General features: G+C 51.6%; 20 protein-coding genes. 13 read left to right on the top strand and 7 right to left on the bottom strand.

The window, feature by feature from the left end; genetic code table 11:
- Positions 1-73 precede the first annotated feature (73 nt).
- Both KEM39_RS04805 and KEM39_RS04800 read left to right on the top strand, forming a co-directional pair.
- Complete coding sequence (locus tag KEM39_RS04805; protein WP_118996973.1) at positions 74-865, top strand: polyamine aminopropyltransferase; 792 nt, start codon at positions 74-76, stop codon at positions 863-865.
- A gap of 54 nt (positions 866-919) precedes the next feature.
- Positions 920-1,561, top strand: a complete 642-nt coding sequence (locus KEM39_RS04800; RefSeq protein ID WP_118996974.1) for an alpha/beta hydrolase — start codon at positions 920-922, stop codon at positions 1,559-1,561.
- Between the two features lie 77 nt (positions 1,562-1,638).
- Here KEM39_RS04800 and KEM39_RS04795 read toward each other — a convergent pair whose 3' ends face one another.
- A complete protein-coding gene (locus KEM39_RS04795) occupies positions 1,639-2,562 on the bottom strand; it encodes an RluA family pseudouridine synthase (protein ID WP_118996975.1) in 924 nt (307 codons plus the stop codon).
- Between the two features lie 342 nt (positions 2,563-2,904).
- On the opposite strand from KEM39_RS04795, the gene KEM39_RS04790 reads away from it, so the two are divergent.
- From KEM39_RS04790 to dcd, 8 genes are all read left to right on the top strand, one after another.
- Complete coding sequence (locus tag KEM39_RS04790) at positions 2,905-4,965, top strand: N-6 DNA methylase (RefSeq protein WP_118996976.1); 2,061 nt, start codon at positions 2,905-2,907, stop codon at positions 4,963-4,965.
- A gap of 17 nt (positions 4,966-4,982) precedes the next feature.
- Positions 4,983-6,080 carry a restriction endonuclease subunit S gene (locus KEM39_RS11845; RefSeq protein WP_118996977.1) on the top strand — a complete coding sequence of 366 codons (1,098 nt, stop codon included), beginning with the start codon at positions 4,983-4,985 and terminating at the stop codon, positions 6,078-6,080.
- A 134-nt stretch (positions 6,081-6,214) separates the two neighbouring features.
- On the top strand, positions 6,215-7,510 hold the full coding sequence (gene hisS / locus KEM39_RS04780; protein ID WP_118996978.1) for a histidine--tRNA ligase: 1,296 nt from the start codon (positions 6,215-6,217) through the stop codon (positions 7,508-7,510).
- Positions 7,511-8,140 carry a YfgM family protein gene (locus KEM39_RS04775; protein WP_118996979.1) on the top strand — a complete coding sequence of 210 codons (630 nt, stop codon included), beginning with the start codon at positions 7,511-7,513 and terminating at the stop codon, positions 8,138-8,140.
- A 149-nt stretch (positions 8,141-8,289) separates the two neighbouring features.
- Positions 8,290-9,747 (top strand): ribosome biogenesis GTPase Der, encoded by a 1,458-nt coding sequence (gene der / locus KEM39_RS04770; RefSeq protein WP_211709665.1) that lies wholly within the window; start codon positions 8,290-8,292, stop codon positions 9,745-9,747.
- A 30-nt stretch (positions 9,748-9,777) separates the two neighbouring features.
- Entirely contained in the window at positions 9,778-10,677 is a 900-nt protein-coding gene (locus KEM39_RS04765; protein ID WP_061374937.1) for a recombination-associated protein RdgC, read from the top strand.
- Positions 10,678-10,738: 61 nt separating this feature from the next.
- Positions 10,739-11,155, top strand: coding sequence for an MORN repeat-containing protein (locus tag KEM39_RS04760; protein ID WP_096100381.1), 417 nt, complete (start codon positions 10,739-10,741; stop codon positions 11,153-11,155).
- A gap of 65 nt (positions 11,156-11,220) precedes the next feature.
- Positions 11,221-11,787 (top strand): dCTP deaminase, encoded by a 567-nt coding sequence (gene dcd / locus KEM39_RS04755; RefSeq protein ID WP_002222688.1) that lies wholly within the window; start codon positions 11,221-11,223, stop codon positions 11,785-11,787.
- Between the two features lie 63 nt (positions 11,788-11,850).
- Here the strand turns inward: dcd and KEM39_RS04750 are convergent, their stop codons facing one another.
- The gene (locus tag KEM39_RS04750) at positions 11,851-12,555 is read right to left on the bottom strand and encodes an SIMPL domain-containing protein (protein WP_118997442.1); all 705 of its coding nucleotides are present in this window, start codon (positions 12,553-12,555) and stop codon (positions 11,851-11,853) included.
- Between the two features lie 142 nt (positions 12,556-12,697).
- Here KEM39_RS04750 and KEM39_RS04745 point away from each other — a divergent pair, with 142 nt between their 5' ends.
- Positions 12,698-13,894: a glycosyltransferase gene (locus tag KEM39_RS04745; RefSeq protein ID WP_118997553.1), complete on the top strand. Its 1,197-nt coding sequence runs from the start codon at positions 12,698-12,700 to the stop codon at positions 13,892-13,894.
- Positions 13,895-13,932: 38 nt separating this feature from the next.
- Positions 13,933-14,886, top strand: coding sequence for a PhoH family protein (locus KEM39_RS04740; RefSeq protein WP_118997443.1), 954 nt, complete (start codon positions 13,933-13,935; stop codon positions 14,884-14,886).
- Between the two features lie 104 nt (positions 14,887-14,990).
- On the opposite strand, the gene KEM39_RS04735 is transcribed toward KEM39_RS04740, so the two are convergent.
- From KEM39_RS04735 to yjgA, 5 genes are all read right to left on the bottom strand, one after another.
- The gene (locus KEM39_RS04735; protein ID WP_002232218.1) at positions 14,991-15,314 is read right to left on the bottom strand and encodes a hypothetical protein; all 324 of its coding nucleotides are present in this window, start codon (positions 15,312-15,314) and stop codon (positions 14,991-14,993) included.
- 172 nt (positions 15,315-15,486) lie between these two features.
- Positions 15,487-16,848 (bottom strand): polynucleotide adenylyltransferase PcnB, encoded by a 1,362-nt coding sequence (locus KEM39_RS04730; RefSeq protein ID WP_118997444.1) that lies wholly within the window; start codon positions 16,846-16,848, stop codon positions 15,487-15,489.
- Positions 16,849-17,280: 432 nt separating this feature from the next.
- Positions 17,281-18,981: a single-stranded-DNA-specific exonuclease RecJ gene (gene recJ, locus KEM39_RS04725; protein ID WP_118997445.1), complete on the bottom strand. Its 1,701-nt coding sequence runs from the start codon at positions 18,979-18,981 to the stop codon at positions 17,281-17,283.
- A 68-nt stretch (positions 18,982-19,049) separates the two neighbouring features.
- Positions 19,050-19,766, bottom strand: coding sequence for a hypothetical protein (locus KEM39_RS04720; RefSeq protein WP_003754862.1), 717 nt, complete (start codon positions 19,764-19,766; stop codon positions 19,050-19,052).
- Between the two features lie 46 nt (positions 19,767-19,812).
- Entirely contained in the window at positions 19,813-20,325 is a 513-nt protein-coding gene (gene yjgA / locus KEM39_RS04715) for a ribosome biogenesis factor YjgA (protein ID WP_240002744.1), read from the bottom strand.
- Positions 20,326-20,478: 153 nt separating this feature from the next.
- Between yjgA and pmbA the strand changes: the two genes are divergently transcribed.
- Positions 20,479-21,810, top strand: a complete 1,332-nt coding sequence (gene pmbA / locus KEM39_RS04710) for a metalloprotease PmbA (protein ID WP_003754858.1) — start codon at positions 20,479-20,481, stop codon at positions 21,808-21,810.
- Positions 21,811-21,928: the final 118 nt, after the last annotated feature.

Genomic DNA, 21,928 nt, shown 5'->3' with positions numbered 1-21,928 from the left:
AAATTAATTTGAAACAGAACAAGCATCGGCATTCTGATAAAATATCTGCCTTTCAAACCGACCGTTCATACCGATGGCAAGACATCCCTACCGCCGCCTCCGTCCTGCAAAATCCAGCTTTCCCGAAGTCGGCATTTCCGAAGAAGGCAATATCCGTTCGCTTCACTTGGGCAGCGACACCATCCAAAGCTCAATGAACCTCGACCACCCGTCCGAGCTGGTACTCTCTTACAGCCGTGCCATGATGGGATGGCTGCTGTTTACCGACGCGCTTCCGCAGCATATCACCCAAATCGGCTTGGGCGGCGGTTCGTTTGCACGCTGGATAGACACCTACCTGCCCGACACGCGCCAAACTGCCGTAGATATCAACCCGCAGGTCATCGCCATTGCCCGCAACCTGTTCGAGTTGCCTTTCGAGGGCGAGAAATTTGAAATTATCGAAGCAGACGGTGCGGAATATATCAAAGTCTTCCGCCACAACACCGATATCATCTTGGTGGACGGATTCGACGGCGAACAAATCATCGATACGCTGGTTGAAGAACCGTTCTTCCGAGACTGCCGCAACGCGCTTTCTTCAGACGGCATATTCGTGACCAACTGGTGGAGCGGCGACAAACGCTACCAACGCTTCATCGAACGCCTGTTAAACGTCTTTGAAGGGCGCGTATTGGAACTTCCTGCCGAAAGCCACGGCAATGTCGCGGTAATGGCATTCCAAAGCAGCCCCAAAGAGCAAAACATAGACAAACTCAAGAAACGTGCCGATAAACTGAGCAACGCATACGGATTGGACTTCCACCGTATGCTCGCCGGCCTGAAAGCATCCAACCCCAACAACGGCAAGCATTTCCACCTTTAAGCAACTATCTTTACGGTTGCATCGGAATATGCGGAAAATCAAGAGGAAACCATTATGCTGAAACCCGAAACCATACACATACCCGGTCCTGTCGGCATTTTAGAAACCATCCATATCCCGTCCGAACAAGTACCGGCGCGCGGTGTTGCCGTCATCAATCATCCCAACCCCCTCCAAGGCGGGACGAACACCAACAAAGTTATCCAAACTGCCGCCAAAGCCTTAAGCAAACTCGGCTTCCACTGCTACCTGCCCAACCTTCGCGGCGTAGGCGGCAGCGAAGGCACACACGATTACGGACGCGGCGAAACGCAAGACTGCCTCGCCGTCATCGACTATGCCCGTGCCCAACATCCCGAAGCCCCCGAATTTGCCTTATCCGGCTTCTCCTTCGGCGGTTATGTCGCCACATTTGCCGCACAAGAACGCATACCCGATTTATTGCTGCTCATCGGCGCGGCAGTCTGCCACTATACCGGCCGCCCCGAGCCGTCCGCCGTTCCCAATGTTGCCAAAACGCTGATGATACACGGCGCGGAAGACGAAGTCGTCGAAATCGAAAAATCCCTGAAATGGGCGGAACCGCAAGATTTGCCCGTCATTACCATCGCTGGTTCCACGCATTTCTTTCACGGCAAACTCATCGTCCTGCGCGACACCATCCTCCGCTTCGCGCCCGTATGCCTGAACGGATAAAGCCCCTTTCAGACGGCATCGATAATATCAAACCCGTATCGGCGACATCTGCCGATACGGGTTTGCGTTCCCTCTCATTATAGGCAAAACCCGCTGCAAAACACCCTTTCCCGACCCGACAAAGGATCTGCAAACGCAATTCTTTTTGCCAATAACTTCAAAGGCTTCCGATAATCCTCGCTTCCCGCTTCAGACGGCACGGGATAGAGTGCGTCATTCAACAACGGCATACCCAAGCCCATCATGTGTACGCGCAACTGGTGTTTCTTGCCGGTATGCGGCGTAAGGCGGTAAAGGCTGAATTCCCCCCTGTTTTCAATCAGTTCGACCGTCGTGTGCGCATTCGGCACGCCTTCCGCCTCTTGCGTCGTAAAAAATTTTTCACCCCTTACCAAACGCGAAACCACATCGAGCGGATACAGCAAATCCGTCCTTGTCGGCGCAAGTGCCTCATACGTTTTCCATACCGTTTTGTTTTGAAACATCGTCTGATAGGCTCCGCGCGTGGCAGGATTGTGCGACAGCAGCATCACACCCGCCGTATCCTTGTCCAAGCGGTGCAGCGGCGTAATGTCTTCAACATTCAAATGCTGCAATTCAGGACGCAGGCGCAGACGTGTGAGCAGCGTTTCCCTCAAAAAACGCCCGCTGGGGATGACGGGCAGAAAATGCGGCTTGTCCACGACAATCAAATGTTCATCAATATGTAAAATCTTTTCCTCAAACGGAATACGCGGCTCATCCTCACTGCTGGTTTCCCGATAATAAAACATCGTCTTACCCGGCTCGAATAAAGTATTCTCATCAAACGGTACGCCATCCGAACCGACCACAAAACCGCTGTTCAACCGCCTGCGCCAATCGTCCGCGCCCACAAAAGGAAAGCGGATGCACAGAAAATGCAGCAACGGCAGCCCGTAAAACTGCTTTTCATGCGGCAGCACTAAATAACTGGGTTTGACTCCGTTCAACAGCGGAAGAGGATTATTGCGTTTTTTCATACGGAGGATTGTACTCGGTTTTTAGTTTTTTTCAGACGGCCTTTATGATTGCCATAGACGCGATATTGCACTTTTTATCATCATTTTCGTTGCAGGTGGAAATCTATCTTTTATAACGGACAACCTGTTGTAAAGTAGGAAAACTGTATTTTCTCAGGAAGAATAGGAACGACACTTTTTCCGGATTTGATATTGCAAACAGATTAACTATTCCAATCAAAGGTTATTTGAAAGTTTTGAGTATGGTTTTCAAACGACTTCGGGAGGAATAAATCAAGCATGAAAGGGGCGAGTATATTATCATAGCGGTCGTTTACACATTTCATATGTCGGATAAAACCAATGACCCGAGCAAGCAAAAAATCCAACAAATCCATTGAACCCAATATCGCTGACCTTGCCAACGGCTGGCTGAAATCCTACAAGCTCGATTACAGACTTGAACAAGCAAGCCTCAATACTGAAATCGACAAAGCCTTAGACGACTATTATTCCAAAAACGGCGGCATTGGCGGAAACCGTCCCGATGTGAAGCTATTGCTGCAAAGCAGTAAAAACGGGCGTTACTACCCCGTGCTTATCGAATATAAAGGTTATAAAGACAAACTGGAAAAACTCGATGCGGATGGTAATGTCGAAAACCGCAATGCCAAAAACGAGCCAATTTTCAAAAACATCAACGGCTATGCCGTAAACGGCGCGGTACATTACGCCAATGCCGTACTGCACCATACCAGTTACACCGACATTATCGCCGTCGGCATGACGGGCTACAAAGACGAGCAGGGAGAAATTCGTTATGAAATCGGCGTGTATTATGTGTCTAAAAGCAATTTAGGAGTAGGGCAACGTGTCGGTGATTTTAATGACTTTTCATTTCTAGCAGCAGAACACTTTGAAGATTTCATCAGCCAAGTCGAAGAACTCTCGCTAACGCCCGAAGAATTGGACAGGCTCAAAGAAAAGCGTGAAAAAGAAATCGATGCCAGCCTGACCAAGCTCAACAACGACATCTACCAAAACGAAAAAGGCCTAGGCGAAAACGACCGTGTCTATCTCGTTGCCGCCGCCATCATCGCCACCATCGGCATACCCGGAAAAGTTGCGCCGCTGGAAAAATCCGACCTCAAATCATCAAACGAACGCGGCTGGCGCGACGGCGACATCCTTATGCGTAAAATCGAGTCTTTCTTGGAAGAAAAAGCCCTACCCAAAGAAAAGAAAGAGATGATTTTACGCACATTGTCCAATACCCTTCTAACCGAAAACATCAATAAAGTTCACAGCGGCGAAACCCAATTAAAACGTGTCTTTACCAAAATTGTCGATGACTTGGGCATCTACTACAAAATCGGGCTGACTACCGATTTTACCGGCAAGCTCTTTAACGAAATGTACTCATGGCTGGGCTTTACTCAAGATAAGCTCAACGACGTGGTGCTGACCCCGTCTTATGTCGCTACATTGCTCGCCAAACTTGCCCGTGTTAATAAAGATTCCTATGTTTGGGACTTCGCCACAGGCTCAGCCGGGCTTTTGGTTGCCGCCATGAACGAAATGCTGATAGATGCCAAAAACAGCATCAGCTCGCCCGAAAAACTGCGCGAAAAAGAAGCCCAAATCAAAGCCGAACAGCTTTTGGGTTTAGAGTTGCTTTCCAGCGTCTATATGCTTGCCATTTTGAATATGATTCTGATGGGCGATGGTAGCTCCAATATCTTAAACAAAGACTCGCTGGCCGATTTTGACGGCAAATACGGTTTCGGTAAAACCGACCATCCGTTCCCCGCTGATGCCTTTATCCTCAATCCCCCGTATTCTGCCAGCGGCAACGGCATGAACTTTGTCGAACGCGCCCTCAGCATGATGAAAAAAGGCTACGCCGCCATCATCATCCAAAATTCCGCAGGCTCAGGAAAAGCCCGTGAAATCAACAGGCGGATTCTGCAAAACAATACCCTGCTCGCCAGTATCAAAATGCCTTTGGATTTATTTATCGGCAAATCCAGCGTACAGACCAATATTTACGTCTTCAAAGTAGGCGAGGCGCATGAAAAAGACGAAACTGTCAAATTCATCGACTTTTCAGACGACGGCTACACCCGCACCAACCGCAAAAAAGCCAGCAACAATTTGAAAGACACGGGCAATGCGCGCGGACGCTATGCAGAACTGGTGCAACTGGTGCGTTTCGGCAAAAAGAAACTCAACATATTCAGTGAGAAAGAATACTACGAAGGCACCATCGACCCGGAAAACGGCGCAGACTGGAACCAAACCGCCCCGATAGACACCCGTCCGACGCTGGACGATTTCAAAAAAACCGTCAGCGATTATTTGGCTTGGGAAGTTTCCAACTTGTTAAAACGTGGAAGCGGACAGGACGACACGCTGGGAAAGTAGATGCCCGCTTGACCGAGATGTTGGAATCGGTTGAGTGGGGAGAATTTTTGATTGGGGATTTGTTTGAAATCAATCCGACAAAATATTATCGGCTGAGTAATGAAGAAATTATTTCGGCAAATGGTACTGTACCTTTGGTTTCAAATTCTTCCGTGGATAACGGAGTAATGGGGTTTTCCAAGCTGCCGGCAAATAATAAAGGCAATACGATAACTTGTTCCGATACAACGATTGGTGCGGATACAATGTTTTATCAAGAGAAGGACTTTATCGGTTATTCGCATATTCAACATTTTGTCCCCAAGCCTAAAATAACAAGATTCAACAGGGCGATTGCACATATAATCATCACGGCAAGCAGAATTGCTACAGCCAAAAAATACGATTATGGAGCGAAATTCAACAGAAAGGAGATGCGTTCAACAAAAATTCATCTCCCCATCAAAAACGGTCAAATAAACCTTGACTTTATGGAAAATTTCGTAGCCGAGCTGGAAGCTCGGCGTACCGCCGAGCTGGAAGCCTACCTTTCAGCCGCAGGGCTGAAAGACTACACGCTAACGACGGAAGAAGAGCGGACATTGGCGGACTTTGGGCAACAGCAGTGGGGAAGGTTCAATCTGCACGATTTGTTCGGAAAAGCCACACGCGGCAAACGCTTAAAAAGCGATGACAGGGTTTCAGGCAGCCTGCCGTTTGTTACCGCTGGCGAAGCCGATACGGGCATTTCCGCCTTTATCGGGAATCCGGTGTACCGTTTCAAAGCCAATACGGTTACGATAGATATGTTTGGTTCGGCAAAATACCGTAATTACGAATACGGCGCAGACGACCATGTAGCAGTCGTGCATACCGATGAATTGGAAAAAATGGCGGTGTTGTTCATTACTTCCGCCATCCATAAGGCGGCATATACGGGAGAGTTCCACTATGGACGGAATTTCTACGCCAAAGATGCAGATAATCTGATGATTAATTTACCTGTAAAAGACGGCGGACCTGACTACGCTTATATGCAAACCCTGATTTCCGCCGTGCAAAAACAAGTCATCAAAGATGTGGTGCGTTACGCCGACGAAAAAATCACCGCCACCAAAACGGTAACGGCAAGGTAAACCCGTTTAAAATTGAAGGCCGTCTGAATGCGAAAACCGATTTTCAGACGGCCTTTTGACTTATTCCCAACCTCACAAACCCTTAAAAATCCGCTATAATCGCCCGCAATTTGATTTAAGCATTCTTACTTGAAATGGCACAAAAAATCCAATCCGTCAAAGGCATGAACGACCTTCTGCCTGTCGAGCAAAAAGATTTCAAACTGACGGCTGCGTTTTGGCAGGCGTTTGAAGATACGGTCGGCCGCTGGACACGCGCTTACGGCTATCAGCAAATCCGTACGCCGATTGTCGAGCAAACCGGTTTGTTTGTCCGCTCCATCGGTGAGGAAACCGATGTGGTCGGCAAGGAAATGTACACCTTTTCCGATTCAAACGATTCTTTGAGTTTAAGCCTGCGTCCTGAAGGTACGGCTTCTTGTCTGCGTGCGGTGGTCGAACACAACCTTCTGTACAACAGCCCGCAAAAGCTGTGGTATATGGGGCCGATGTTCCGCCGCGAGCGTCCGCAAAAAGGCCGTTATCGTCAGTTCCATCAGGTCGGTATCGAAGCTTTGGGTTTTGAAGGTCCGGATATTGATGCGGAAATCATCGCGATGTCTGCCGACTTATGGAAAAAATTGGGTATCCGCAAATACCTGACTTTGGAAATCAACAGCTTGGGCAACCGTGAGGAACGCGCGGCACACCGTGCGGCATTGGTTGAATATCTGACCCTTTATGAAGATAAATTGGATGAAGACAGCAAACGCCGTCTGAAAACCAATCCTTTGCGCGTTTTGGATACGAAAAACCCTGATTTGCAGGAAATCTGCAATGCCGCGCCGCGTTTGGTGGATTACTTGGGCGAGGATTCGCAAAACCACTATGTACGCTTCAAAGCGATGTTGGACGGTTTGGGTATCCAATATATTGAAAATCCGCGCTTGGTACGCGGTTTGGATTACTACAATCAGACGGTTTTTGAGTGGACGACCGACAAACTCGGCGCGCAGGCGACTGTGTGCGGCGGCGGCCGTTACGATGGTTTGATTGAGGAACTTGGCGGTAAGCCTGCGCCGTCTATCGGCTTTGCAATGGGCATCGAACGGCTGCTGCTTTTGGTGAGCGAATACGGCTCTCTGGAAGTGAACGCTGCGCCTGATGTCTATGCAATGCACCAAGGCGAAGGGGCGGACTTGCAGGTGATGAAATACGCACAAGCCTTGCGCGCTCAAGGTTTCAATGTAATGCAGCATTCCGGCTATCAAAGCCTGAAAGCGCAAATGAAAAAAGCCGACAACAGCGGCGCGCGCTTTGCCCTAATTGTCGCGCAAGACGAACTGGCGAACGGTACGGTTACGCTCAAAGACATGAACGGCGCACACGGTCAGCAAACTGTCGCCGCCGAGGATTTAACCCATACTTTACAACAATGGAAGAACGCATAAATGGCAGCCCATCTCGAAGAACAACAAGAGTTAGACAACTTTAAATATTTTTGGAAAACCACGGGCAAATGGCTGTTTGCCGTGCTGATTTTGGCGGCGCTCGGCTACTTGGGATACACGGTTTACCAAAACCGTGCGGCTTCCCAAAATCAGGAAGCTGCGGCGGTGCTGGCAAACATCGTAGAAAAGGCGCAAAACAAAGCCCCGCAAAGCGAAATCAATGCCGAATTGGCCAAGCTCCAACAAAGCTACCCCCATTCCATTTCCGCCGCCCAAGCCACGCTGATGGCGGCAGCAACCGAATTTGACGCGCAGCGTTACGATGTTGCCGAAGGCCATTTGAAATGGGTGTTGTCCAACCAAAAAGACAGCCTGATTCAGGCGTTGGCGGCGCAGCGTCTGGGCGTTGTGTTGTTGCAACAAAAAAAATACGATGCCGCGCTTGCCGCACTCGACACGCCGGTTGAGGCGGACTTCGCCCCCCTGCTGATGGAAACCAAAGGCGATGTTTATGCCGCACAAGGCAAAAATCAGGATGCCGTCAAAAGCTATACCCGGGCTTTGGAACAACTGCCGCCGAACGCCGTTGCCCGCGAGTTGCTTCAAATGAAACTCGATTCGCTGAAATAAATGCCGTCTGAAATACCGCTCTCTCTTCAGACGGCATTTCAGACAACCCCATTCTACGGTAATTCCCGTAAAACCATCCACCGTGTCCCAACGGACACCTGCTCGTGTTCAGTTCTACCGAACGGCACTTGACACAGAAAGACTCAATCATGAAACCAACCATCGCGCTTGTCGGCCGCCCCAACGTCGGCAAATCCACCTTGTTCAACCGTTTGACGCACACCAAAGACGCGCTCGTGCATGACCTGCCCGGCCTGACCCGAGACCGCCATTACGGTCATGGCAAAGTCGGCAGCAAACCTTATTTGGTCATCGATACCGGCGGTTTCGAGCCGGTTGTGGACAGCGGCATTTTGCACGAAATGGCAAAACAAACCTTGCAGGCTGTTGATGAGGCCGATGCAGTGGTGTTTTTAGTGGACGGCCGTACCGGTTTGACGCCGCAAGACAAAATTATTGCCGACCGTTTGCGCCAAAGTCCGCGCCCTGTTTATTTGGCGGTGAATAAAGGCGAGGGCGGCAATAGAGCCGTACTTGCCTCCGAGTTCTACGAACTTGCCCTGGGCGACCCTTATGTTATCTCAGGTGCGCACGGCGATGGCGTGTATTATCTGATTGAAGATATTTTGGAAACCTTCCCAGAGCCTGAAATGGAAGAGGAAGAAGCGAAACATCCTGTTTTTGCTGTAATCGGCCGTCCAAATGTCGGTAAATCGACCTTGGTAAACGCCATCCTCGGCGAAGAGCGCGTGATTGCTTTCGATATGGCAGGCACGACGCGTGACAGTATTCATATCGATTTTGAACGTGAAAGCAAGCCATTTACCATCATCGATACCGCAGGCGTGCGCCGTCGCGGCAAAGTAGATGAAGCGGTGGAAAAGTTCTCCGTTATCAAAGCCATGCAGGCGGTTGAAGCGGCAAACGTTGCCGTCTTGGTATTGGACGCGCAACAAGATGTCGCCGACCAAGATGCGACGATTGCAGGTTTCGCTTTGGAAGCAGGCCGTGCCTTGGTGGTTGCCGTCAACAAATGGGACGGCATCAGCGAAGAGCGGCGCGAGCAAGTGAAACGTGATATCAACCGCAAACTGTATTTCCTTGATTTTGCTAAGTTTCACTTTATTTCCGCATTGAAAGAACGCGGCATTGACGGATTGTTCGACAGCATTCAGGCTGCCTACAACGCGGCAATGATTAAGATGCCGACGCCGAAAATCACGCGCGTCCTGCAAAGCGCGATCGAGCGTCAGCAACCGCCGCGTGCTGGCTTGGTGCGTCCGAAAATGCGTTATGCCCACCAAGGCGGCATGAATCCGCCAGTGATTGTGGTTCACGGCAATTCGCTGCACGCGATTTCCGACAGCTATACGCGCTATCTGACCCAAACGTTCCGTAAAGCCTTCAACCTGCAAGGCACGCCGCTCAGAATTCAATACAATGTTTCGGAAAACCCGTATGAAAATGCGGAAGACAAACCGAAGAAAAAACCGCTGCGCCGCGTCAGCCTGAGCAACCGTATTGAGAAACGCGAAGGCCGCAAGGAAGAGAAAAACCGCTTCAAGAAGAAAACCAAAGTCAGCGTGAAAAAACAATTCAGCAAATAATTCCCAACATTTCAAACAACAGGAAACATTATGTGGTTCAAGCAGATTAGTTTTTATCCGCTCAACAAAGAAAAGCTGCCTGAGGCGGACGTACTTGCCGACAAACTTGCCGAAGCTGAATTTACCCATTGCCAAGGCTTAGACTGGTTCAGCGAAGGCTTTACCGCACCGGTTTCATTCTCACCGGAACTCGTTTTCCCTGCCGACTTTACCTTGCGCGTCGCCCTGAAAAAAGAGGAAAAAGTCCTGCCTGCCGGCGTCATCCGCGATATTTTGGAAGAGAAGGTAGCGGAAATCCAAAACAATGAAGCCCGCAATGTCGGTCGCAAAGAAAAACAAGAGCTTAAAGAGCAAATTACAGACGACCTGCTGCCCCGAGCGTTTACCCGCAGCAGCCGTACAGAAGCGGTGTTTAACACTCGCCACGGCTACCTGCTCGTCAATAACGCGGCTTCCGCCAAAGCAGAAAACATCCTGACCAAGCTGCGCGAAGCTTTGGGAGGTTTGGAAGCCTCGCTGCCGAATACCAAACAATCGCCCTCTTCCCTGATGACCGGCTGGCTGTTGCAAGGGCATTGCGAAGGCGGTTTTGAATTAGACAGCGATTGCGAACTCAAAGGTACGGGCGATATTGTTCCCGTCGTCAAAGTATCCAAACAAGATTTAACCGCCGACGAAGTGGTTCAACACGTCAAAAACGGTAAAACCGTAACCCAGCTCGGTTTGGTTTGGCGCGAACAAATCGCCTTTATCCTCACTCAAGACTTCACACTCAAGCGCATCCAATACCTCGACGTATTGCAGGAAGAAGCCGAAAGCAACGGTGACGATGCCGCCAGTCTTGCCTTCGCCTCGCAAATCCTGATGGCGGAATCCGTCAGCACCATGTTGGAAGAGCTGGTTTCCTATTTGGGCGGCTGGCAAGATTGATTTTTCAGACGGCTTTTACACGACAAAATACCGTCAACCAAAATCCAATGGAATAACCCTTATGCTTAAACATCTCGCATTCCTACTGCCCGCCATGATGTTCGCCCTCCCCACTTCGGCCGCCGTTCTGACTTCCTATCAAGAACCAGGCTGCACCTACGACGGCGATGTCGGCAAAGACGGTAAACCCGCCGGCAAAGGCACATGGCGCTGCCAAGACGGGCGCAACTATACCGGTTCGTTTAAAAACGGCAAGTTCGACGGACAAGGCGTTTATACCGTTGCCGCCAACCGCGAAATATTTATCGAACCGTTCAATTCCGACAGTACCAAATTCCGCAACATGGTACTCTCGGGCACATTCAAAAAAGGCTTGGCACACGGCAGATTTACCGTCTCGCAAAACGGCGAAACCCTCTTCATTATGAAATGCGAAAACGGCATGATTAAAGAAGTGAAACTGCCCAAAAACAAATAAGCCCCGTTTTCAGACGGCATCCCCGAATGCTTTGTCCGAACATCAAAAGAAACAAGGAAAACATTATGAGCATCAAGTCCGACAAATGGATACGCCGCATGAGCGAAGAATTCGGCATGATCGACCCCTTCGAGCCGAACCAAATCAAAGAAGCCGACGGCAAACGCATCATCTCCTACGGCACGTCCAGCTACGGCTACGACATCCGCTGCGCCAATGAATTTAAAATTTTTACCAACATCAACAGCACCATCGTCGATCCCAAAAACTTCGATCCCAAAAACTTCGTTACCGTCGAAGACGACTGCTGCATCATCCCGCCCAATTCCTTCGCACTGGCACGCACGGTCGAATATTTCCGCATCCCGCGCAACGTCCTGACCGTCTGCTTGGGCAAATCCACCTACGCCCGCTGCGGCATCATCGTCAACGTTACCCCGTTCGAACCGGAATGGGAAGGCTACGTTACCCTCGAGTTTTCCAACACCACCCCCCTGCCCGCCAAAATCTACGCAGGCGAAGGCGTGGCGCAAGTCCTGTTTTTCGAGAGCGACGAAGTGTGCGAAACTTCATACAAAGACCGCAACGGCAAATATATGGGGCAAACCGGCGTTACCCTGCCTAAAGCCTAAAATATAAATGCCGTCTGAACCGTATCATCCGGTTTCAGACGGCATTTACCTGTTTATCCGTGGTTAGAACTGAACCGTTCCATTGACACTGATGCTGATTTCCTCCACACCAGGTGCAACGGAATCCGTACCCTCCACGCCGTAGCTTGCTGCCATCGGCATGGCACGAAGCATTCTTGCCTGAGCAGCTCCTCCACCCGCGATATGGCTGCCGATGTGTCCCAAATTTAATTTGACGATTTTATAACCGGACGTACCCAATATGCCCGACAACTTGTCGGCACGCGCCTTGAAACGCAAAATAGCATCTTTACTGACCTGATTGATGACCTCGTTTCGGCGTTCACGCGACACATGGAAATCCGTATATTCCAATGCGGCATCTGCCTGAATATCGGCAATAAAACGGTTTAACTCATCAAAATCCCTACCTTCGACCTTAAATTCCGCACGCTCCTCCCAGCCTGTTTGAATGCGTCTGCCGTTGGTATATTGATAGCGCGGCATCGCACTGCGCGATACCAATTCGGTTTTAAAGCTACCATTTTTTGATTTTCTGTTAAAACTGTTGAATTTTTTAACAAACTCGGCATTGACGGCATTTTTGTCCCGTCCTTCTGCCGCCACCTGGAAACGCGCGGACATTGTATCCTGAGCCACCTCGATACCCGCCGATTCGGAAAATTCGACAATATTGTAATTCAATGCTTCAGCCGCTGCCGGAAAAGATACCGCCAATAGGGAAGCCGCCAAAATAGAACGCAGCATATCCGTATCCTTACTTATAAAACCGCCAATCTAGCATATAGGTACGCTAAATTGCGTTAGCGTAAGGCAACAATTTAATATTCGATCGGCCTGCCTTATAATAACCGTCTTTCCGATACGGAATCATATTATGTCCGAACCCTTGCACGTCCTCGTCATCCCCTCATGGTATCCGCAATCCGAACAGGATGTGGACGGGATTTTTTTCCAAAATCAAGCACAGGCCCTCCAACGCAAAGGCATCAAAACCGCCGTGCTTGCACCGATGTTCCGCTACTTGCGCAAAGAACCGGCAAGCATCCTGACCGGCCCTTACGGTTTTGCCCAATACCGGCAAAAAGGTTTGGACATCTATACATGGCGCAGCATGTATTTCTTCCCCCGTTTTCCGTTCATCGACATCGACCGCATCCGCTGGGTGCGGGCAGGATTAAAGGCCTTTGAGTGCTATATCGGGGAAAACGGCATTCCCGACATCATCCATGCCCACTGTATGAACTATGCCGGCATACTTGCCTTCAAGATTTCCCAAAAATACGGCATCCCCTATGTCGTCACGGAACACAGCAGCACCATTACGCGCGGTTTGGTGCGCCCGCACCAATGGCAGCCTATGAAAAATGCGGCGGCACACGCCTCCGCACTGCTCGCTGTCAGCCGCCGTTTCGCCCAAGTCCTGCAACATAAATACGGCACTACATGGCAATATCTGCCTAACATTCTGGGTAACATCTTTACCCGAGCCTTCAATCCCCCGCAAATCAATCGTCCGGACAAATATTTTACCTTCTGCACCGTCTCGCACCTTCGCCGCCTCAAAGGACACGATGTCCTGCTCACTGCCTTTGCCCGTGCTTTGGCAAAACACCCCAACCTCCGTTTGAATATCGGCGGCAGCGGACAAGAAGAAACAAACCTGAAACGGCAGGCACGTCAGTTGGGAATTACCCATGCCGTTACATTTTTAGGCGCACTGCAACCCGAAGCAGTCTTGGATTTGATGAGAAACAGCGACGCATTCGTCCTTGCCAGCCGCACAGAAACCTTCGGCGTGGTCTATATCGAAGCACTGTCCCAAGGATTACCCGTCATTGCAACACGCTGCGGTGGTGCGGAATCTATTGTTTCAGACGGCAACGGATATTTGGTTCCTGTTGACGACGACGATGCCCTTGCCGACGCACTCATCAAAATGTATGAATACCACTCTGATTTTGAACCTGCCCAACTTAGGGAAAACTGTCTGAACGAATTTGGCGAAAATGCCGTTATAGGCAGGTTGATCGGCATTTTCCGACAGGCAATCGCAGAATACGGTAAGAAAATACCGGTGAAATAGATTAAAATCACACAATATCCAACTATTCGGACCTTCATATGACACATACCGTCCACCTGCATTTAGAAGAAACCGACAACTTGGCGTTGCAGCGTCTGTGCGGTTCTTTTGACAACAACCTTGATTTACTTGCTAAAGCACTCGATATCCACATCAGCCGCCGTTTTGAACATTTCACTTTCAACGGCGCATTTGCACACGCCGGCAAACGCGCACTGCTCAAACTCTTGGAAACGGCGCAGACGCGCGACCTAAACGACGGCGACATCAGGCTTGCCGCCGTCGAAGCCCAAACCGAAGATGCCGGTCATCAAGAAAAAAACCATGACCACGCCTATTATTTCCGCACCAAACGCGGCAGCATCGGCGGCAGGACACCCAGACAAAACGGCTATATCCGCGCCCTGCTCAACCACGACATCGTATTCGGGCTGGGGCCCGCAGGCACGGGCAAAACCTATCTTGCCGTTGCCGCCGCCGTTGACGCAATGGAAAAACACCAAATCGAACGCATCGTTTTAGTCCGGCCTGCCGTCGAAGCCGGTGAGAAACTGGGTTTTCTGCCCGGTGACCTGACCCAGAAAGTCGATCCCTACCTTCGTCCGCTTTATGATGCCCTCTATGACCTGATGGGCTTCGACCGTGTAACCAAGCTGATTGAAAAAGGTCTAATTGAGATTGCCCCGCTCGCCTATATGCGCGGCAGGACGCTCAACAGCGCATACATCATCCTCGACGAGGCACAAAATACCACGCCCGAACAAATGAAAATGTTCCTGACCCGCATCGGATTTGGTGCGAAAGCCGTCATCACCGGCGACATCAGCCAGATTGACCTGCCCAAAAACATCAAATCAGGATTGAAAGACGCACGTGAGAAACTGCACGATGTAGAAGGCCTGTATTTCCACACCTTTACCAGTGAAGACGTCGTCCGGCATCCTTTAGTGCAAAAAATCGTCGAAGCCTACGAATCGGCAGAACACGACTGACATTCCAATGCCGTCTGAAACCCGATGCATGGAAAATCGGGCAGAGAAAAACGGATACGGAAGCCAAGCTCCGTATCCGTTTCTTTATCCCTCCAACCGATACATCAATCGAATTTTCTGCATCGGATTGCCTCATCTTCGCAAAACATTGCCGAAGTTTCGCGGTTGCACGCCTGACGCACTTTCTGCCGCGCCACGCCTTCATTCCGGTCGCTTGCCTCAAACGTCTTTTGAAAAGGCGTAACGCTGCATACATACATGGTGGAATTTGAACCGAAAAGGTCGATTTTGACGGTATTGCCGCCGCTTTCCAATACGGCGACACGGTGTTCCAACTGCGCCAGACGTGCTTCCAAATCGCTGATTCTGTCGGCAAATGCGGGCATGGCGGCACACGCGGTCAAAATGCCCAAAATACATTTTTTCATCAATTTTTCCTTGTTGCTTGAACCCTGCCCACCCGGACATCCTTTTTCCGAGAGGCAGGGTCAGACTTTATTTACGGAGATGAGGCCCCTTACAAATCAGGATAATACATAGAACGGCACTTTATGCTTCACCCCATGTGTTAAAACTTCATTGCTCCTTGTCTGTTGACCGTTATTCCCAATCCGTTCCCACAACCTTCGGCTTGAGTTTGCGCCTGCGACGGCGGCGTTTTTTCTCCTGTCCTTCGTTTTTTTCGTGCCGGGCGGCGGCCTCGTTTTTGGTCATATCGGCCCGCTGTTCCTGCGATGCCGTCTGAAACGCCGTCCACCACTCGGCAAGGGCGCGGTCCGCATTGCCGGTTTCGGCGCGCAAAAGCAGGAAATCATAGGCGGCACGGAAACGCGTTTGGGCAAACAGTTTGTGCGGCCTTGCGCCTTTGCGGTTTTCAAACTGCGGCTGGAACATCCAAATTTCGCGCATCGTGGCGGAAAAGCGTTGCGGCACGCCCCAACCGCGTTCGACGGTTTCGCGCATCGTATTGATTGCATCGGACAGGGCGGGCACGGGTTTCAAACCCTGTTGCAGATTGCTTTTCCAATGGCGTTCCAACTCGGGCCACATCAGGGCCGCCAGTACGAAACCGACCGAAACCGATTTGTCGGCACGCAGCCGCTCATCGGTATTTTTCAAGGCAAGCACCGTCATTTTTCCGGCGATGCCGTCTGAAACGCGCAAGGCATTGAGCAGCGGATGGATGTCGTCCGGTATGTCAAATCCGTTCAAACGTTTCAGACACTCGCGCGCGTGCCCTGAAAACAGCAGTTTCATGATTTCGTCGAACAGCCTTGCCACAGGTTCGTGCTTCAGACGGCATATCGATTCGGCAATCGGTGCGGCGGTTTCCTCCGACAGCTCAAAGCCCAATTTGCCCGACAGGCGGATGGCGCGCAAAATCCTGACAGGGTCTTCCCGATAGCGTTCGGCGGCATCGCCAATCATCACCAGCCTGCGGGCGGCAACATCGGCAATTCCGTTGTGGAAATCCAAAATTTCTTCTTTTTCAGGATTGTAATACAAGGCATTGCAGGTAAAATCGCGCCGCATCGCATCTTCTTCGATGCTGCCGTAGGTGTTGTCCTTCATGATTCTGCCGCGCGCGTTCTGATGAACCTTCGCACCGCCCCGGAAAGTCGTTACCTCTATGGTTTCCGCGCCGTTCATAACGTGGACGATTTGAAAACGCCTGCCGATGATGCGGCTGCGGCGGAAGAGTTTGTGCACCTGTTCGGGCGTGGCATCGGTTGCGACATCGAAATCCTTGGGTTCGATGCCGAGCAGCAGGTCCCTGACCGCGCCACCGACCACATAAGCCTGAAACCCTGCCCCTTTCAGGCGGCGTATGACGTTTTCGGCGGCAAAGCTCAACATTTCGGCACGGATGTTGTGTCTTTCGGCAGGAATGACCGTTTTACTTTCCGCTTTTTTACTGCTCCGACCGGAAGGCAGCATCTTATTCAACCATTTTTTCAGCATAAATATTCTGACCCGAAGAGCGGCATCTCCACGGGCAACCGTGTTCAGACGGCATCGGGCGCAGGTTTGCAAGATGCCGTAACCATAAACAAAAGGCGTAGAAACTACGCCGTCCGAATCACGCCGCCCTCGCGGCGGCAACGCGTCATTATAACAGATTGCCCTCCAAAAAAATCAGACCCTGCTTTTGTGGCAGAGTCTGAAATTTGATGCGCCTTCTCCGATTGGGAACATTCCCGTCGTACAAACAGGCAAATGTTTCAACACACAGGACGACACATAAAGCACCGCCCTATGTGTTGCCCTGATTTGGAAGGGGTTACGCCCCTCCCAAATAAGGTCTGATTCTACCGCCCTAAAGGGTGGGGTTTCAACCGAAAAGGAAATACGATGAAGGAACAGAAATCACATTCAAACGGCGTTCCGCCGCCTCTACGCCGCTTCCCAGTAATCGATATACAGCTGCAATTCGAGATTGTTGCGCCATTCGTTGGCAACGGGGCGGTAAACCGTGCGGATGTATTCGGGGATGTCTCCGCTGCACCGCCAGAACATCGCTTCAAATTCGCAGCCGTCTTTTTGCAGCCACGCTTTTTTGTGTTTGCCCTCCGTGCCCAAAGGCTGCTGGCGGACGACGTGGAACTCGTCGGTAAAGCTCGGCGGCGCGAAGCCCTGCCCCCAAACGTGGCGGGCGAGGTTTTGCGCCTGTTCCAACGTGATGTCGTGTGCAGGCAGGCTTCCGTCGGTGATGAAGGTTTGCGACAAATCGTCTTCGCACACCATCTCGCGCACGGCTTCTTCAAAGGCCGTCTGAAACGCGGGGATATTGTGTTCGAGTATGCTCAAACCCGCCGCCATCGCGTGTCCGCCGAATTTCAAAATCAAATCGGGATGGCGTTTGGACACCAAGTCCAAAGCATCGCGCAGGTGCAGGTTGGGAATGGAGCGTCCCGAACCGCGCACTTCGCCGTTGTCGGCAGGCGCAAACACGATGGTCGGACGATAAAAACGGTCTTTGAGGCGGCTGGCAACGATGCCGACCACGCCTTGATGGAAGTCGTCGCGATACGCCACCAAAGTCGTCTGACCTGGAGGCAGGGTTTCAGGAAAAGCATTCAGCGCGTCTTGCAGCATAGACTGCTCGATTTCGCGGCGCTCGATATTGAGGTTGTTTAACTGAGCCGCCAGTTCCTGCGCTTCGGCATCATCTCGCGCCAACAGACAGGCAATGCCGACCGACATATCGTCCAACCGTCCGGCGGCATTGATGCGCGGCCCCAACGCAAAGCCCATATCAAACGGCTGAGCCTTGCGCCAATCCCGTCGCGCCACTTCAAACAAGGCGCGGATACCGGGGCGCATTTTGCCCGAACGCATCCGTTTCAAACCTTGCGACACGAGGATACGGTTGTTGTGATCGAGGGAGACGACGTCGGCAACGGTACCGAGTGCGACCAAATCCAAAAGGTCGCCCAGATTCGGCTCTTTTAGGCCGTCTGAAAAATAATTGCGGCGGCGCAGTTCGGCACGCAAAGCCATCAGTACATAAAAAATCACGCCCACGCCCGCCAAGCTTTTGCTTTGGAAACCGCAGCCTTTTTGGTTCGGATTGACGATGATGCAGTCTGGCACGGTCTCGGCAGGCAGATGGTGGTCGGTTACAATCACATCCAAACCCAATTCCTGCGCACGCGCCACGCCTGCGATGCTGGCGATACCGTTATCGACCGTAATCAGCAAATCCACACCTTGCTCTGCCGCAATTTCAGTCAGCTCGGGCGTTAAGCCGTAGCCGTGTTCAAAGCGGTTGGGTACGAGGAAATCCACTTTAGCCCCCATCGCCGCCAAACCGCTCATACCGACGGAACACGCCGTCGCGCCGTCGGCATCGTAGTCGGCGACAATCAAGATTTTTTCCTGACGCTCAACCGCATCCGCCAAACGGCCGGCGGCGGCTTCGCAGTTTGTCAACGTTTGATACGGCAAAAGCGCAGCAAGCTTGTCGTCCAATTCGGCAGGACTTTGCACACCGCGCGAGGCACAAAGCCGGGCGATTAAAGGATCGGCGCCGGCGGCGAGCAAATGATTAAAAACGTCGGTATTGACGGATCGGGTTTGGATTTTGACGGACATAGCGCGGGGTTTTACAGTGCGGGTGTGCTTGAAATGCCGTCTGAAGGCTTTTCAGACGGCATTACCGTTCATTTGTCTGAGGAATTCGAGGCTGCAATCAACGCCGCGATAGGCAAGGCCAGCACCGCGCCCGCCGCATCCAGTATCAGTAAGGGGGGCGTATATAAAATATTTCCAAACAGCTTGAGTTTATCGGTATATTTTCCCTCAACCATATAATAAATCTCGACAGGCACACTTTGCTCAAAATGGTAATCGGCGTTCAGTTTTTGCGGTGTGGCGTAGTATTTGCCTTTGGTGGATACGCAGCGCGTGTAAATAGTCTGTTTGTCGAGTTTGACCGCTTTAAACTCAAGCTGTTTCAGCTTGGCGATGTCGTCAGGCCTGTCGGTATCGTAGCGCAGGCAAAGGCCGTCGGTACTGAAATTCTGGCTGCCGGGCGATTCGAGTTTGACCGGCAGGGCTTGGTGGCGAGCATAGCTCGGGGTATCCTCAACTATTTGGAAGGGCTTGTCCAGCCCTGCCTTCAAAATGCCCGTCAGCTTCGCCGAATCTTCGGGATTGACGACGAACCAGTATTTCCCGCCCATCATCACCAGGCTGCCCTTTTCCAATTGGGCATTGTCTTTGGCAACCACACCGAAGGCGCGGATTTGGTCCTTGTCAACGTGTTTGCGGTCGGTCGTTTGGATGAACGGGTCGTTCATGCCCCACAACATAAACGTACAGCCGTTCAGCATCAAGGTTGCCGCCAAAACGGCGGCGGTCGTTTTACGGAACAACATTTTATCCTCCAATCTAAATAACGGCGGATGCCGTCTGAAAATATGCCTAAGCTTCCCCTATTCCGCCTTGGCTTTCCATAACGGTTTTCAATTCTTGAAACAGGGCGCGGAAATTTTTCGGCAGTTTGTTCTGTTCCTGTTCTTTTTTGGTATTGCGGATGAGCGTCCTCAGCTTGCCCGCGTCCGCATGCGGAAAATCCGACATAAACTGCGTCAACGCTCCGTCGTCTGCCAACAGCCGTACGCGCGCCTGTTCCACACGTTGCAAAAAGGCATTGTGCGCCGCATCGTCGCCGCGCAGCTTGGCAAGAAACGCCTCGATGGGTGCGGGATCGGTATCGCGCATCAGCCTGCCGATAAATTGCGCCTGCCGCTTGAGCGCGCCGTTGGACGTGATTTTTTTATAGGCGGTTACCGCCTCGTACAAATCCGCATCCAAACCGATTTTTTTCAGCGTATCGTTTGAGAGCTTGGTCAACGCCATACCCAAATCCTGCAAATCGTTCATCTGCTTTTTCATTTGGGTTTTGCTGACCCATTCATCTTCTTGTTCAAACATCTTGATTCTCGAATTTTTTTCAATAGCGCATTTTAACAGAATGCCGCCGCGTTCAGACGGCATTTTGCACCGCACGCCCTGCAAACGGCGCGCTTTTGCCCCTGCCGCCCGAAACGGTTAAAATGCCGCAACGCTCCACCAAGAAAGATTTCTATGCTATTCAACCACACCGCTTCCGAACTCCTCGACCTCTGCCGCCGCACACTCGACTTGGCAAAAGCGACAGGCGCAACCGCCGCCGAAGCCGATTTCAGCGAATCATTGGGACAAAGCGTCAGCGTACGGCTGGGCGAAATCGAACAAATCGAGTTCCAGCAGGACAAGTCGCTGGACATTACCGTTTACGTCGGCAAACGCAAAGGCCGCGCCAGCACTGCCGACTTCTCCGAAAAAGCCCTGCAAGACACCGTCAAAGCCGCCATCGACATCGCCCGCTACACTGCCGAAGACGATTGCGCAGGTTTGGCAGACGCTTCGCTTATGGCGCAACACGTCGGCGACCTCGACCGTTACCACGAATGGGATTTAAGCCCGGAAGCCGCCGTCGAGTTGGCAAAACAATGCGAACAAGCCGCCCTGAACGAGGATGAACGCATCGAAAACTCCGAAGGGGCAGCGGTACAAACCGGACATTACCAATACGTTTACGGCAACACCCACGGTTTTGCCGCACACCAGCAAGGCACGCGCCACAGCATTTCATGCAGCGTCGTTGCCGCCGACGAAAACGGCATGCAGCGCGACTACTGGTACGATTCCTCCTGCCGCCATCAAGACATGGACAGCCCGGCGCAAATCGGTCAAACCGCCGCCGAACGTACCTTACGTCGTTTGAACAGCCGCAGCATTCCGACCGGAAACTACCCCGTCCTATTCGATGCGACCGTTTCGGGAGGTCTGATCGGACACCTCGTCGGCGCACTGTCCGGCGGCGCACTCTACCGCCAAAGCAGCTTCCTGATTAACAGCATAGGCAAGCAAATTCTGCCCGATTTCCTCAGCCTGCGCGAAGAGCCGCATATTCCCCGCGCCTTCGGCAGCACCTATTTTGATTCCGAAGGCGTCGCCACGCGGCCGCGTTTCATCATCCGCGACGGCATTGTCGAAAGCTATTTCCTCAGCAGTTATAGCGCGAGAAAACTCGGTATGCAGACCACGGGCAACGCCGGCGGCGCGCACAACCTTTATTTGAACCATACGCACGAAACGCAATCAGACCTGCTGAAAGAAGTGGGCACAGGATTGTTGGTAACCGAGCTCATGGGGCAAGGCGTAAACGCCATTACCGGCGACTACTCGCGCGGTGCGGCGGGTTTTTGGGTGGAAAACGGCATCATTGCCTACCCCGTCCATGAAATTACCGTTGCCGGCCGCCTTCAAGATATGTACCGCAACATCGTCGGCGTGTCCGATGATGCCTTACGCCGTTCGTCCAACCAAATCGGTTCTATCCTGATAGGAAGCATGACGGTTGCCGGCAACTGAAACCCCAACCGGATGCCGTCTGAAAGCAAAGGGCTGAACCTACAACGGTTCGGCCCTTTGTTGATATAGTGGATTAACAAAAACCAGTACGGCGTTGCCTCGCCTTAGCTCAAAGAGA

The sequence above is a fragment of the Neisseria sp. Marseille-Q1983 genome (genome assembly GCF_018224585.1).
Taxonomy (GTDB): domain Bacteria; phylum Pseudomonadota; class Gammaproteobacteria; order Burkholderiales; family Neisseriaceae; genus Neisseria; species Neisseria polysaccharea.
This window is presented reverse-complemented; position numbering and strand designations above follow the sequence as displayed.